The 13,946-nt window shown below is 61.1% G+C and carries 14 protein-coding genes; 8 read left to right on the forward strand and 6 right to left on the reverse strand.

Features of this window, described 5'->3' with window-relative positions; genetic code table 11:
* Positions 1–19: 19 nt before the first annotated feature.
* Positions 20–586 carry a cell division protein SepF gene (locus SynA1524_RS03220; RefSeq protein ID WP_186498920.1) on the forward strand — a complete coding sequence of 189 codons (567 nt, stop codon included), beginning with the start codon at positions 20–22 and terminating at the stop codon, positions 584–586.
* The gene (gene proC, locus SynA1524_RS03225) at positions 583–1,410 is read left to right on the forward strand and encodes a pyrroline-5-carboxylate reductase (protein WP_186499476.1); all 828 of its coding nucleotides are present in this window, start codon (positions 583–585) and stop codon (positions 1,408–1,410) included. Before SynA1524_RS03220 ends, proC begins: the two co-directional genes overlap by 4 nt.
* Before the next feature lies 1 nt (position 1,411).
* Here proC and SynA1524_RS03230 read toward each other — a convergent pair whose 3' ends face one another.
* From SynA1524_RS03230 to hpf, 5 genes are read right to left on the reverse strand one after another with little or no spacing between them, the layout of a single operon-like run.
* Positions 1,412–2,581 carry a glycosyltransferase family 4 protein gene (locus SynA1524_RS03230; protein WP_186498921.1) on the reverse strand — a complete coding sequence of 390 codons (1,170 nt, stop codon included), beginning with the start codon at positions 2,579–2,581 and terminating at the stop codon, positions 1,412–1,414.
* A 32-nt stretch (positions 2,582–2,613) separates the two neighbouring features.
* A complete protein-coding gene (locus SynA1524_RS03235; RefSeq protein WP_502707902.1) occupies positions 2,614–3,969 on the reverse strand; it encodes an MFS transporter in 1,356 nt (451 codons plus the stop codon).
* On the reverse strand, positions 3,966–4,772 hold the full coding sequence (recO, locus tag SynA1524_RS03240; protein WP_186498923.1) for a DNA repair protein RecO: 807 nt from the start codon (positions 4,770–4,772) through the stop codon (positions 3,966–3,968). The genes SynA1524_RS03235 and recO overlap by 4 nt, the downstream gene beginning before the upstream one ends.
* On the reverse strand, positions 4,773–5,450 hold the full coding sequence (locus SynA1524_RS03245) for a deoxyribose-phosphate aldolase (RefSeq protein WP_186498924.1): 678 nt from the start codon (positions 5,448–5,450) through the stop codon (positions 4,773–4,775). It lies immediately after the preceding gene.
* Positions 5,451–5,464: 14 nt separating this feature from the next.
* Positions 5,465–6,052 (reverse strand): ribosome hibernation-promoting factor, HPF/YfiA family, encoded by a 588-nt coding sequence (gene hpf, locus SynA1524_RS03250; protein ID WP_186498925.1) that lies wholly within the window; start codon positions 6,050–6,052, stop codon positions 5,465–5,467.
* An 11-nt stretch (positions 6,053–6,063) separates the two neighbouring features.
* Between hpf and lipB the strand changes: the two genes are divergently transcribed.
* From lipB to queA, 5 genes are all read left to right on the forward strand, one after another.
* On the forward strand, positions 6,064–6,759 hold the full coding sequence (lipB, locus tag SynA1524_RS03255) for a lipoyl(octanoyl) transferase LipB (protein ID WP_186498926.1): 696 nt from the start codon (positions 6,064–6,066) through the stop codon (positions 6,757–6,759).
* A 30-nt stretch (positions 6,760–6,789) separates the two neighbouring features.
* Positions 6,790–8,703, forward strand: coding sequence for an AMP-binding protein (locus SynA1524_RS03260; RefSeq protein ID WP_186498927.1), 1,914 nt, complete (start codon positions 6,790–6,792; stop codon positions 8,701–8,703).
* Between the two features lie 72 nt (positions 8,704–8,775).
* Positions 8,776–9,219 (forward strand): YlqD family protein, encoded by a 444-nt coding sequence (locus SynA1524_RS03265; RefSeq protein WP_186498928.1) that lies wholly within the window; start codon positions 8,776–8,778, stop codon positions 9,217–9,219.
* 55 nt (positions 9,220–9,274) lie between these two features.
* Positions 9,275–10,600, forward strand: coding sequence for a dihydrolipoamide acetyltransferase family protein (locus SynA1524_RS03270; RefSeq protein WP_186498929.1), 1,326 nt, complete (start codon positions 9,275–9,277; stop codon positions 10,598–10,600).
* 5 nt (positions 10,601–10,605) lie between these two features.
* Positions 10,606–11,703, forward strand: coding sequence for a tRNA preQ1(34) S-adenosylmethionine ribosyltransferase-isomerase QueA (gene queA / locus SynA1524_RS03275; RefSeq protein ID WP_186498930.1), 1,098 nt, complete (start codon positions 10,606–10,608; stop codon positions 11,701–11,703).
* Here the strand turns inward: queA and SynA1524_RS03280 are convergent.
* Positions 11,688–12,335 carry a carbonic anhydrase gene (locus SynA1524_RS03280; RefSeq protein WP_186498931.1) on the reverse strand — a complete coding sequence of 216 codons (648 nt, stop codon included), beginning with the start codon at positions 12,333–12,335 and terminating at the stop codon, positions 11,688–11,690. The two genes, queA and SynA1524_RS03280, sit on opposite strands and share 16 nt — an antisense overlap.
* A 131-nt stretch (positions 12,336–12,466) precedes the next feature.
* Between SynA1524_RS03280 and SynA1524_RS03285 the strand changes: the two genes are divergently transcribed.
* A complete protein-coding gene (locus tag SynA1524_RS03285; RefSeq protein WP_186498932.1) occupies positions 12,467–13,876 on the forward strand; it encodes a cation:proton antiporter domain-containing protein in 1,410 nt (469 codons plus the stop codon).
* The last annotated feature ends 70 nt before the right edge of the window (positions 13,877–13,946 follow it).

Raw genomic sequence — 13,946 nt, forward strand, 5'->3', positions numbered from 1 at the left:
GCCCGAGAGGAGTTTCAAGGTGTCGCTGATTTCCCGCCTGCGTGCCGTCGTCGCTGGTGACGACTATCTCGATGGCGATCTTGATGATCTGGTCTACGAGGACGATCAACCCGAAACGGATCAGCGGGCCAGCCAGGCCGATGGTGGGGCTTTGGCCACCATCGGCGACAGCAATCCTTTCGACATGGGGGACAACTTTTCAGGGTCCAATGTGATCGGCATGCCTGGCATCAGCACTGCCGCCGCTGAAGTGAATCTGATGGAGCCCCGCAGCTTCGATGAAATGCCCCGGGCGATTCAGGCCCTGCGTGAGCGCAAGACCGTCATCCTCAACCTGACGATGATGGAACCGGATCAGGCCCAGCGCGCGGTGGATTTCGTGGCCGGTGGCACCTTCGCCATCGACGGACACCAGGAGCGGGTGGGTGAAAGCATCTTCCTGTTCGCCCCCAGCTGCGTCACCGTGACCAACACCAGTCACGACGAAGCCACCACCCCCACGGTGGTGAGCCGTGATGCGGAAGCCGAGCAACAGCAGGAAGCGTCGGCTGCTCCTTCCCCAGCTTGGGGCGCCGCCGCTCTTTGAGTTCGAGTCTTGTGGTTCCTTCCCTCGGTGTGATCGGCCTGGGCCGCATGGCCCAGGCGTTGGTGGAACCACTGTTGAGTAGCAAGGCGTTTCCGGCTGATCAGGTGTTGGCGGTTGTCGGCACTGCCGCTACTGCAGAGCGTCTGCGACAAGGGACCTTTGCAGGGGTCCCGATCCAGTCCTCCGGCAGCGCTGAAGCAGCTCGGGTCTGGATGGCGCCCATCCAGTTGCTGGCCGTCAAGCCCCAGCAGATCGATGGGATCGCCGCGGCGGCCCCTGTCACCGAAAACAAGCCTCTGTTGGTGTCCGTTTTGGCCGGCGTCAGCCTGGACCGCTTGCAGCGCCTGTTCCCCGGGCATCGTGTAGTGCGCGCGGTCCCGAACACCCCTGCGCTGGTGGGGGAAGGGCTCACGGCCCTGGCCTGGGGGGAGGCGATCAGCTCTGAGCAGCGCCTGCAGGTTCGTGAGTTGTTTGCCGGCGTCAGTGAGGTGCTGGAGTTGCCTGAAGACAAGCTCGATGCCTTTCTTGCTCTCACCTCTTCCGGCCCGGCGTTTGTGGCGCTGATGGCTGAAGCGATGGCGGATGGTGCGGTTGCGGCTGGCCTGCCGCGGGATCTGGCCCATCGTCTGGCCCATCGCACCCTGGCTGGAACCGCTGCGTTGCTTAATCAGCGTCAGTTGCACCCCGCCACGCTGAAAGACATGGTGACGTCCCCCGGTGGCACCACCATCGCTGGGGTGCGCGCCCTGGAACGGGCGGGAGCCCGTTCCGCCTTGATGGAGGCCGTCATCGCTGCCGCCGAGCGCAGCCGCGAGCTCGCCTGAGTCAGGCCGCCCTCTGGTCGGGGCGGACCAGGGATCCATAGAGCGCTTCGATCGCATCGATGTTGCGGCTGATCGTGTAGCGCTCAAGGGCACGCTGGCGGGCACGTCTCCCCAGCTCCGCGGTGAGCACCGGCTGATCCCGCAGCACCGGCAACAGGGTGCGTAGTTGGGTGGTGACCCCCTGGGTGCTCAGAACGATGCCCGCGCCCCCTTCCAGTGCTTCGCCGTCGGCGCCGGCATCAGTGGCCACGCAGGCGGTGCCGCTGGCCATCGCCTCCAGCAATGCCAGGGACAATCCCTCAACGAGGCTGGGCAGCACAAAGACTTCGGCGCACTGCAGCAGCGCCACACGGGTTTCCAGATCGGGCTCATAGCCCCACCACAGCACCTCTCCATTGCCGAACTGGTTCATCAGTCCGCTGCAGAGGGGGCCATCGCCGACGATCACCAGTCGGCAACCGATTGGTGAGGTGAGCCGCCAGGCCCGCAACAGCGCTTCGACATTTTTCTCGGTGGCCAGCCGTCCCATGTAGAGGAAGATCCTCTGCGAACCCAGCCGCTCCCTCACCCGTTTGAGGGTTAGATTGCTGGTGCCTGGGGTGGCAGGGGCCCAGCATTCCGTGTCTACTCCATTGGGGATCACCACCAGGCGCTGCTCCGGCACACCAAGGCGGACCAGCACGTCGGCCTGGAGCTGGGAGAACACGATTACCCGGTCGTAGCGGGCCAGGGCCGGGGCATAGAGCTGATAGGTGAGCTGCTGGGTGCCGGCGGTGATGTTGCGCAGTCCCGCATCAAAAGGGGGATGAAAGGTGGCCACCAGGGGCACCCCAAGTTGTTGACAAAGGTCCGGCAGGCGGAAATCGAGGGGGGAGAGGGTGAGGCTGGCGTGAACGATGTCCGGCTTCAGCCGCTCCAGGGAGTCCCGCAGCTCCCGCTGTGCCCCTGGCGAGGGGATCGTGTACACCTGCGATTTGACCAGATACGGCAGGCTGACGTCCGGATCATTGGCCAGCAACGACGTTCCGCGGCTCTCGGGATTGCGGGGATTGTCGAAATGAATGAAGTGGGTCTGATGCCCCCGCTGACGCAGCGCCTCGGTGGTGCTGAGGCCGTAGGAGACGTTCCCGCAGAACGGTGACTTCTTCCCCAGCCAGGCGATCTGCACCAAGCGCGACTGCCCTCCTCAGGCGGACTGGCAAGTTAGCAGCGCTTCCAGGGGCGTTCGAGCACCGCTGCCAGCAGGGCCATCGCCGCCAATAGCAGCAGGACCGGTTCCAGCCCGACGCTGCTCACCAGGGTGCCTGCCAGCACGAGCGGCAGGCTCAGGGCGATGTTGATCAGGTTGTTTTGCAGTCCGAACACCCTGCCGCGCTCCCGCTCCGGTGTGTCCTCCTGCAGGGTGGTCTGGGCTGGGATTGCCACCAGTGCCGCCCCGATGCCAAGGATGGTGCAGAGCAACAGGGTGATCAGCAGTCGACCCTGCAACTGCCCCAGCATCACCAGGGCAAAGGTGATGGTGGCCAGACCGGTGGCACCGAGGTGATGACGGCTGATCCGGTGACCGACCTGGGCGGTGACCACGGCTCCGATGGCCATGCCGAGGCCGCTCATGGCCAGCAGGCTGCCGAATCCGGTGGGGCCAAGACTGTTGATCGAGCCTGCCAGGCTGATGGCCAGCACGTACATGGCCGCCAGCAGGCTATAGAGCAACACCAGATTGCGCATCGCCCGGCGCACCGTGGGTCGCTTCACCAACACCTGCAGGCCCTCGCGGACTTCTTCAAGGATGCTGACATCCCCCGTTTCCCTTGGGGCTTCCCGCATCTGGATCGTGCTCAGACTCACCGCGGCCATGCCATAGCAGAATGGCAGCAGCAGGAACTCACCGCCGGCGAGACCGAGTTGGAGGAAGGCGCCGTTGAGCAACCGCAGAATCGGCTCCCCCAGGGCGAACCCCACGATCGTGGCGGCCATGCTGGTGGCTTGATACAGGGAATTGGCCGCGAGCAGCAGCTCCCGTGGCACCAGGAGTGGAATCGCAGCCTGCTCAGCCGGCGCGAAGAACTGGGTCAGCACCGATTCGAAAAAGGTCATCACCAGCAGAGCCCAGTACCCCCAGCTCAAACCGAGAAACAACGGGCCCGGCACCAGGCAGAACGGTGCCAACAGCACCAGCAGGGCGCGCATGGCATTGGAGGCCACCATCACCCGGCGCTTCGGCCATCGATCCGCCCAGACGCCGGCCAGCATCCCCAGCAGGATGGCGGGGACCGTGTTGGCCACGTAGATGCCTGTGGCCAGAAGCGTGATGCGTTCCGCCCGCGTCTCGATGTCCATGCGGATGGCTGACGCCACGTCCGCCAGCGGACCGCTGCTGGCGGGGTCGCTGCTCACCCAGTACTGGGCGATCAGGAACACCATCAACACGATGTAGAACTTGTCCGCCAGCTGGGAGAAGATCTGCCCCAGCCACAGCCGCCGGAACCCATCCAGACGGATCACCGCCTGCAGACCTCGCCGGCTGGTGTCTGGAGCGCTAGTTGCAGATCCGCTCAACTGTTCCCTGCGTCGGCGCCATGTTGGCTTACCTGCGTCGCAGTGACGCATTCCCGCAGCATCGCCAGGGCAGGGTTCCCCCGCTGCAGATGGGTTCGGATCCAGATTTCGACCACGGCCAGCAACCGCAACCAAACCGGGCGTGGCCCCATCAGCTCCCCGTCGCGGCGGCGCGGTAGATCTGCACGGGTCAGCCGTTGCAGCAAGGCCAGCTCCGAGGGATTGAGGGTCATCGCCGCTCCAGGCTGTCGATCAATGGCGAAGCCGTCCATCGGCAGGAGGCTGCAGCGCCACTCCCACGTCCCAATCGGAGGCTCCAGTGGAGCGCCGCTGAGACAACAACTCTGCAGCGGCAGGCTGTATCCCCCCAGGGTCAACAGATGGATGGCCCCCTGCACGCTGCTGGCCAGCAGCTCATCCAGGCAGTCGCTGCGCTGGTCCAGCCGTTCCAGATGCAGTTGGAGTGTGGCCAGCAATCCCTCCACCGGATCCTCCCGTCCCATCTGCAGACAGAGATCACAGAAGGCCTGAGCGGCGGACAAGGTCTCCAGCTGGCGGCCCAGTCCGGCATGGCTGTGGAGCACCCGCAGCTGGCGAACGCGGGCCAGACCACTGCGGCCGCCGACCTGCAGTTCCAGCAGGGTCAGGGGTGCCGCCGCGGCCAGGCTGCTCTCCGGCCGACGGGCACCCGGGACTGCTAGGCGGGTCACCCCCTCCGCATCGCTGAGCAGGCTGAGCAGCCGATCGTGCTCGCCGAGTGGCCCCACCTTCAGGGCTAAGCCCACCAGGGTGCGTTCGGCCATTCAGGCGATCGGTCGCCGGAGTGCCTGCAGCAATTCGGGGGCGCTGCTGGTGCCGAGCAGGGCTGCCCCGGCCTCAAGCAGATCCATGGCCAGCTCGGGGTGGTGGATCCCGCCGGCGGCCTTGATGGCGCAGCGTCCGCGGCACAACCCTGACAGGGCGGCCACCTGCTCGGCCTGGCAGGGAGGTCCAAAGCCATTGCCGCTCTGTAGCCCTGCGGCGTCGGCATCGATGGAGGCTTCCACAGCGATCGCCAGGAGATCCTCCGGCAACCGAGCCATGTCCAGCACCACCCGCACAGGCAGCCCCAAACCGGTTATGGCGGCTAGATCCTCGGCAAAGCCGCTGCTGTCTCCCTCCACCAAGGCACTGAAATCCGGCACTACGTCCAGTTCGTCAGCGCCATGGGCTGCCGCCCATGTCGCCTCAGCCAGCCGCAGTTCAGCGGGGAGGGCTCCAAAGGGAAAGCCGATGGCGGCGATCAGCTTCGGCCCTCCCTGGCCCCCCAGCCGTTCCCGCAGCAAGGGCAACTGACGCAGGCTGGTGCAGATCGCCCGCACCCTCTCCTGACGACCGGCGTCGCAGCGTTCGTGCAGCTGCTCCACGGTGAGCAGGGGGTCCAGCACCGCCTGGTCCAGACAGGAAGGCAGGTCGGATTGATCCTGCCGTGGGTCAGCCATGGATGTCTTCGACCTCAGCCTCGAGCCTGGATCACGCCATAACCACCATGGTTCCGGCGGTAAATCACCTGCAGTTGATCGCTCTCCTTGTCGCGAAATAGATAGAAGTCGTGGTCGATTAGATCCAGTTGTCGCCGGGCCTCCTCGAGGCTCATCGGCGGCATGGCGAAATACTTACGGCGAACACCGGGGTCGGGAAGCTCGGGTTCACGGCCTTGCAGCAGCGAGCCTTCCACCTGGCTGTCATCGGTGACCGCATCGGTGGTGGGGGTGTTGCTTGCACTATGGCCGTGACTGTGGTGGTGATCGCTGTGACGCTCCTTCCAGCGCCGCAGCTGACGCGCCAGCTTGCCGGCCGCCAGGTCGATGCTGGCGTAGAGGTTTTCGCTGCGTTCCTGGGCCCGAATCACAGTGCCATTGGCGAACACCGTGACTTCAGCGGTCTGTTGCGGAACCCTGGGGTTGCGGGCGACGGAGAGGTGCACGTCCGCCTCGCGGACGGCATCGCCGAAATGGTGGGTGGCCCGTTCGAGTTTGGTCTTGGTGTAGTCCCTCAGGGCCGGCGTGATCTCAAGGTTGCGACCATGGATCAGCAACTTCATGCCTCGCTCCTGTGCCGGTTGATATCGGCAAACTAGTTACGCCTGTCGATTCGGCACACCCCGGCTCCGCAATTCTTGTTGAGCCCACCGCTGCCGTGCCGTTTGAGCAGGCCTGGGCCGATCAACGCCACTGGCAGCAGCGTCTGCTGGAGCAGCCGCACCTGCCGGAGGCGGTCTGGTTGCTGCAACACGAGGCCTGTTACACCTTTGGCCGCGGGGCCAGCAGCGAGCATCTGCATTTCCCGCTGGACCAACCACCGGCGCCGCTGCATCGGATCGATCGCGGTGGTGAGGTGACCCACCACCTGCCCGGTCAGCTGGTGGCCTACCCCGTCTTGGATCTGCGGCGGCGTCAGCCTGATCTGCACTGGTATCTGCGCGAGTTGGAGCAGGTGCTGATCGATGTCCTGGCGCAGCTCGACCTGCGGGGAGAGCGCCTGCCGGGGCTGACGGGTCTCTGGCTGAACAACCGCAAGGTGGCGGCCATTGGTGTGGGCTGTCGCCGCTGGATCACCCAGCACGGTCTGGCTCTGAATATCGACTGCGATCTGGCTGGATTTGATCAGGTCACACCCTGTGGCCTCAGCGGTCGAGCGGTGGGGCGCCTGGTGGATTGGATTCCTGGATTGCGCCTCGCGGAGGTGCAGCCTCTGCTGCGGGATGCCTTGGCTGCCCGCTTCCACCTGGCCTGGTGCGATGAAGCGTGATAGGCCTGTGCCATCGACTGCAGGTGTTGGATGACCGCCAGCTGGATGCCCACGGCCCGTGAACAGGTGGCCCTGCAGCGCCATGGCCACATTCAAGGGCTCGAGCGGGTTGATGCGGTCTGGCCTTGGCTGGCGGAACGACACGGCACCATCACCGCCGTTGATGCCCCCCATGCGGCCCATGCGGAGCGTTTCAGCTTCGCCGAACTGGCCCAGCGGATTGACACCGCGGCTGCTGCCTTTCAGCGCCAGGGGGTGCAGGAGGGAGATTTGGTGGCCCTGTTTGCGGAAAACAGCCCCCGCTGGCTGGTGGCGGATCAGGGCCTGATGCGTTGCGGGGCCGCCGATGCGGTGCGCGGCGCCTCGGCCCCGGTTGAGGAACTTCGCTACATCCTTGACGACTGCAATGCGACGGCCCTGGTGGTGCAGAACGCCGATCTCTGGCGTCGCCTGGACCTGACGGCGTCCCAGCGCCAAGGTCTTCGATTGGTGCTGCAGCTGGAGGGGGAACCGGAGCATGGAGTGTTCGGTTGGGAGGCATTCCTCGCCTCCGGGGCCGGGCAGCAGACCGTGACACCGACGAGCGGTCGCACGGCCATCGCCACCGTTCTGTACACCTCCGGCACCACCGGTCAGCCCAAGGGCGTCCCCCTTACGCACGCCAACCTGCTGCATCAGATGCAGTCCCTGGCCTGTGTGGCTCATCCCCAGCCGGGTGCACCGGTGTTGAGCGTGCTGCCGATCTGGCATGCCTACGAACGCAGCGCCAGCTACTACTTCTTCTCCTGCGCCTGCACGCAGACCTACACCACGATCAAACAGCTGAAGAAGGACCTGCCACGGGTGCGACCGATTGCCATGGCCACCGTGCCGCGGTTGTGGGAGTCGGTGCAGGCGGGTTTCGAGGATGTGCTGAAAACCTTCCCGCCGTCCCGTCAGCGGCTGCTGCGGGCTGCCCTGGCCAACAGCGCGGCTCAGCGCAAGGCTGTGCGAACGACTCGAAATCTGCTGCTCCAACCGTTGAGCATAAGCGGCCGCATGGCAGCTGCAGCTGTTGCCGCTCTGCGCTGGCCCCTGCATGCCCTGGCGTCAGCCTTGATCTGGCCGAAACTGCGGCTGCAGCTCAGTGGTGGCCAGCTGGCTTATCCGATCAGCGGTGGTGGTGCCATTGCACCCCACATCGATGCGTTCTTCGAGGCGGTGGGCATCGAGCTGCTGGTGGGGTATGGCCTCACGGAGACCAGTCCGGTGGTGAGCTGCCGCAGGCCCTGGCGCAACATCCGCGGCAGTTCCGGCCTACCGATGCCGGACACGGAGTTTCGCATCGTTGATCAAGAATCCGGTGCAGCACTTGGTTTCCGGGAACGGGGCAGGGTTCTGGTGCGCGGCCCTCAGGTGATGGGGGGCTATCTGGGCAAACCGGAGGCGAGTGCCAAGGTGCTCAGCGCCGACGGCTGGTTCGACACCGGTGATTTGGGCATGCTGCTGCCCGATGGTTCGGTGGCGCTCACCGGTCGGGCCAAGGACACCATTGTGTTGAGCAGTGGCGAGAACATCGAACCGGGTCCCTTGGAGGAAGCCCTGGTGGCCAGTCCGCTGATCGAGCAGGTAATGCTGGTGGGTCAGGACGAACGTCAGCTCGGGGCGCTGCTCGTTCCTCGGGTGGAACCGATCCGGGCCTGGGCCAGAGAGCAGGGCCTGTCCGTGGCGGAGGACCTCGGCGGGCGACCTGGTGATTCAGCACTGCTGAACCTGCTGATGCGGGAGTGCAACCGTGTGCTGGGGTTGCGGCCTGGATCCCGCGGTGATGAGCGCCTGTGCGGTGTTGGTCTGGTGGAGCCGTTCAGCATCGAGAACGGTCTCCTGACCCAGACCCTGAAACAACGGCGCGATCGCATCAGCCGGCGTGATGCTGCTGTGATCGAGCGGATCTATGGCCGTTGAACCACGTTCGGTTCCCCGGTGATTGACCCAGGAGCAGAGCACTGAGACGCTGTCGGCATCTTCTTCAGCCCCATGTCTGACGGCACCATCCTCACGATCAAGCGTCCGATCACGGTGCGTGCTGTGGTGACGCCCACCTGGAAGGAAGAGGCTGAACGTGAGATCAGTAACGGCATTGCCAACGCTGATCAGCAGTTGGCACAGCTGGAGCAGGAAGGGCAGACCGTGGTGGACCAGGTGCGTCGTCAGAGCGCCAATCCCCTCGATCCTCGCGTGCAGGAGCAGGTGGCCAACATCCAGCAGCAGGTGGCAGGTAAGCGTTCGGAGCTGGAGGAGCAGAAGCGCAACCTGCTGCAGCAGCAGGCCCAGGTGCGTGAACTGGAGATGGATCAGATTGTGGAGCAGGGACAGCTGGAGAGCAGCTGCGAGATCAAGGTTGGCGACAACCTGGTCCAGAAAATGCAGGTTGCCATCGTCGTCAAGGACGGCGTGATCCAGTCGATCGAAGAGGCCTGAACTCGCGTGTCAGCTGACTCGTAAACTCCCCTGATCTGCCCTCTCGGAGACGGTTTTGGCGACCCACGACATCTTCATGCCTGCCCTCAGCTCCACCATGACTGAGGGCAAGATCGTGGAATGGCTTAAGCAACCGGGCGACAAGGTCGGTCGGGGCGAGTCGGTGCTTGTCGTCGAGTCCGACAAGGCCGACATGGACGTTGAGTCCTTCCAGGACGGCTATCTCGCTGCAGTGCTGATGCCGGCAGGCAGCACAGCGCCCGTGGGTGAAACGATCGGCTTGATCGTGGAGACCGAGGCAGAGATCGCTGATGCCAAGGCCAAGGCCCCCAGTGCTGCGCCCGCCGCCTCAGCCCCTGCCTCCACACCGGCACCCGCAGCTGTGCAGGCTCCGGCTCCGACACCAGCTCCCACTTCGGCCCCAGCGGCTCCGGCACCGGTGGCTGCCGCTGCAGCGCCAGTGGCGAACGGACGGGTGGTGGCCAGCCCTCGCGCCAAGAAGTTGGCCTCCCAGATGGGCGTGGACCTCAGCACCGTGCGCGGCAGCGGCCCCCACGGCCGCATTCAGGCTGAGGACGTGGAACAAGCCGGCGGTCAGCCCATCTCTGTGCCCCGGGTTGCCGAGGGCACCGCAGCTGCTGTTGCCGCCAGCGCAGCCCCGGCGGCGGCAGCCTCCAGTGCTCCGGCGGGCAACAGCTTCGGGCGTCCTGGAGACACCGTGGCCTTCAACACCCTTCAGGGTGCAGTGAACCGGAACATGGAGGCCAGCCTTGCTGTGCCGTGTTTCCGTGTCGGGTACACCATCACCACCGACAAGCTGGATGCGTTCTCTAAGCTGGTGAAACCCAAAGGCGTCACGATGACGGCGCTGCTGGCCAAGGCCGTCGCCGTCACCCTGGCTCGCCATCCCCAAGTGAATGCTGCCACTACTGCGGCAGGCATGACCTACCCCTCTGAAGTGAACGTGGCCATTGCTGTGGCCATGGAAGACGGCGGCTTGATCACTCCGGTGCTGCGCAACGCCGACCGCACGGATCTCTACGAGATGTCGCGCCAGTGGAAGGATCTGGTGAAGCGGTCCCGCAGCAAGCAGCTGCAGCCTGAGGAATACAGCACCGGAACCTTCACCCTCTCGAACCTGGGCATGTTCGGTGTGGACCGCTTCGATGCGATTCTTCCCCCCGGTACCGGAGCGATCCTGGCGGTGGCAGCCTCCCGCCCCACCGTGGTAGCGGGCAAGGATGGTTCCATCGCCGTGAAACGGCAGATGCAGGTGAACCTCACCGCTGATCATCGGGTGATTTACGGCGCTGATGGTGCCGCCTTCTTGAAGGATCTGGCGGAGTTGATCGAACATCGCCCCGAGAGCCTGGCGCTCTGATCGGGGTGTCCGATCCCAGGGACCTTCAGCTGAGCAGCTACGACTTTCGGCTTCCGCACGAGCGCATCGCCCAGGTACCAGCCGAGCCACGCCACAGTGCCCGTTTGTTGATGGTGCCCCCGGCGACGCAAGCCCTCGAGGCTGCCCGGCATGGGGTGGTCTGGGATCTGCTGGAGGAGTTGCAACCCGGCGACCTTCTGGTGGTGAACGACACCCGTGTGCTCAAGGCACGGTTGAAGGTGCGTCGCTCCGGTGGTGGGTTGTCGGAGCTGTTGGTGCTCGAGCCCCGCGGTGAGGGGCGTTGGCTCTGCCTGGCGCGGCCGGCGAAACGCATGCGGCCCGGCGACGTGCTGACGATTGATGGCACGTCCATCGGCCTGACGGTGTTGGCGGACGACGCAGCCAGTGGCGGGCGTTTGGTTCAGTTCCCGACGGACTGCCGTGATGCGGAGACGATCGAAACGCTGCTGAATCAGTGGGGCGAGGTTCCGCTCCCCCCTTACATCGACCGGCATGAACCCGACGATGTCGAGCGCTATCAGACTCGCTACGCCGATCGACCGGGAGCCGTTGCGGCTCCGACGGCGGGCCTGCATTTCAGCGATGAACTGCTAGCAGGCCTCCAGCGCAAAGGAGTCGAGCTGGCCAGGATCACCCTGCATGTGGGACTGGGCACCTTCCGTCCTTTGGAGACGGATGATCTGACCAAACTGGAGCTTCACAGTGAGTGGATCGAGGTGAGTGCGGCGGTGGTGGAGGCCATTCAGCGATGTCGCGGCCGTGTGATTGCCGTGGGTACCACCAGTGTGAGGGCCCTGGAGGGTGCGGCTCAACACAACGGTGGAGTGCTCCAACCCTTCACCGGGCCCGTCAACCTTGTGATTCAACCGGGCTATCGCTTTACGGTGGTACAAGGCCTGATCACCAACTTCCACCTCCCGAAAAGCTCGCTGTTGTTGTTGGTCAGTGCGCTTATCGGACGAGAAAAATTGTTGCGGTTGTATGCCGAGGCGGTTCGAGAGCAGTATCGATTTTTTTCTTACGGAGATGCGATGTGGATTGCGCCAGAAGCAGTGCTGCTGTCGGCTCAGTTGTCGCCGTAGATCGGGTCCAACCAAGAAATATCAAGAGGGTCAATATGGAGGAAGGCCGGCTGAATCATCAATTTTTTTTCTTTAACTGCAGTGTGAATCGATTCGCTTGATTCCATCAAAGATTTGGATGTGATAACGGCATGTTGGAGACAGGCATCGGCGTAGGAGTCGTCGTTATCGATGTCGATGCCGTGGTTGGTTAGTCCAAGCTTTATGTCGCTAACGAGCTCTGTTAATGAAGCTGAGAACATCTGTTCTTTGAGAAATGCTGCTTTTACTGCACCGCAACCTTGATGACTCATCACAAGGAGGACACGAACATTGAGATCAAGAACGGCGTACTCTATCGATCCAGCCGCTCCAAAAGTGTTTGTATTTCCTGCATTGCGGATCACAAAGAGATCTCCGAAACCTGCATCGAAGATCACTTCAACCGGAACTCTTGAATCAGAACATGCCAGTAAAGCGACTTGTGGGTGCTGCCCCCCCGCAAGTTCGTGACGACGTGCTTGAGTTGCATGGGGGTGGTGAGAACTATTGTTCAAGAAGCGACCAAAACCGCGTTTTAATTCTTCAATGATCTCAGTCGGATCACTTAATTTTTGATCTGAATTAGAATCTACGTAATCTGATTTGGTCATTAGGTTAACTTCGCTATCTATTTCATCATCGCCAAAATCGATAAAAGGGAAGGTTTTGGTCAGCGAACCCTGACATTTTTGCGGGACATTCCCAAACTTTTCGTCATAATAAAATTACATATGAAAGATCGATGATCTCCAGTCTTGCAAATCTGTTGATTTTAGCTTTTACAAAGCCAGCTGCGGAAGTTGAGACTGCTGGTGAAATTCTTCAAAGCTTACCTGCTCTCCACTTTTCCTTTCCTGCGGCACTCCTATCGCTCTCTTTGCTGATACTGGTCAGCATCTTGTTTGAAAAACTTGGCGTCAAGCTTGGCATCCCGGGATCCATTTTCTTATTTTTTGCCGGTCTTTTTTCCCATGTTTCGGGGTTTAGTTTTGAATCTTTTCCGATAGAAGAACTTCATGTTGTAGCTTTATGCATTTTATTGTTCTTCAGCGGGCTTTCTTTTGATCGTTCGCTTTTGAGGGAAAGTAAAGTTCTAGCTAGCTCTATAAATTTGGCTTTATTCGGAACATTGCTGAGCATGTTGTTTTGGCTTTTTTATTTGTTGATAGGATTTGGTTTTTTTCAGAGTGCTTTTGGCTATTTAGAGGGAGTAAATCAAGAATTGATCAGTCTGGTAGTAGTTTCTGTAATTTTTTGCATTGCGGTACAAGATTGGAATTCTTTTATGTTTGTTTCCAAAAGAATAAAAGATTTCCGATCAACTTTGTCTAACATATTTAAAATAGAAACTGCCATATCAGCCTCAATTTCAGTGGCAATTGCTGAAATTCTTGTCCTTATTTGGCTCGCTATTCATCCTGAATATCAGTTTATGGGTAGTTCGCAGATGTTTATATCGATTTTCCAGGGAATATTGGTTGGATCAGTTGCAGGAATAGTCCTCGGTTACCTTTTGATGCTAACGATTCGTCATGTAATTACTTCCAAACCTCAGCTTGTTTTAGTTGCTGTTGCGTTCACTCTAATTGGTTACGTGGTATCTTTTTCAATCACGCACCAGGGCGGATATCTTTGTGCGCTAGTGATGGGTATTGTTACTTCTCTGGCTTACCGAAAAAGCTCAACCGATGAAGAAATAGAATTTCTCGCAGAAGAATTGGAAACTCTCAATATCGCTTCTGAAGCGATCCTCTTCTTTGCGATTGGTCTTGGACTTGAGGCCACTTCCTTTATTGCTCATCTGCCAGTGGCGATCTACGTCTGGCTTGGAATCATCATTATCAGGCCAATTACAGTCAACCTCTTTTTCAAAGGCTCTGCCGCAAAGCCGGAAGAACGTCAGCTGTTGTCGCTGTGGAGTCCGAAGGGTGCTATTTCAATGGCTTTAGCTGTTACAGCACCAGAACTGCTGGAGGGAACTTTCGGTCTCGAGATTGCTGAAATTTTTCCAGAAAATGCTTTTAACTTCTCAGCGGATATTGTTTGCGGCGCCGTATTACTTTCGATGATCATTAAATCCTTGGCGATTCCAAAAATGCATTCCCAACTTATTGGAAATCAAAAAATTGTCTCAATAAACCAAGAGGTCTGAATTATGTTGAAAAGAAAGTTGACTGACCGATACCGACTCTTACGGGCTCTTTTGGTTGGAGCCGTGGTGA

The sequence above is a fragment of the Synechococcus sp. A15-24 genome (assembly GCF_014280195.1).
In the GTDB taxonomy this organism is placed as follows: Bacteria; Cyanobacteriota; Cyanobacteriia; order PCC-6307; family Cyanobiaceae; genus Parasynechococcus.

What these genes read in the sequence shown, in the direction of transcription:
- SynA1524_RS03260 (WP_186498927.1), top strand. Translation starts at nt 6,790, where the DNA reads ATGACCGCCAGCTGGATGCCCACGGCCCGTGAACAGGTGGCCCTGCAG.
- SynA1524_RS03280 (WP_186498931.1), bottom strand. Translation starts at nt 12,335, where the DNA reads ATGACCAAATCAGATTACGTAGATTCTAATTCAGATCAAAAATTAAGT.
- hpf (WP_186498925.1), bottom strand. Translation starts at nt 6,052, where the DNA reads ATGAAGTTGCTGATCCATGGTCGCAACCTTGAGATCACGCCGGCCCTG.
- SynA1524_RS03245 (WP_186498924.1), bottom strand. Translation starts at nt 5,450, where the DNA reads ATGGCTGACCCACGGCAGGATCAATCCGACCTGCCTTCCTGTCTGGAC.
- SynA1524_RS03265 (WP_186498928.1), top strand. Translation starts at nt 8,776, where the DNA reads ATGTCTGACGGCACCATCCTCACGATCAAGCGTCCGATCACGGTGCGT.
- SynA1524_RS03285 (WP_186498932.1), top strand. Translation starts at nt 12,467, where the DNA reads ATGATCTCCAGTCTTGCAAATCTGTTGATTTTAGCTTTTACAAAGCCA.
- recO (WP_186498923.1), bottom strand. Translation starts at nt 4,772, where the DNA reads ATGGCCGAACGCACCCTGGTGGGCTTAGCCCTGAAGGTGGGGCCACTC.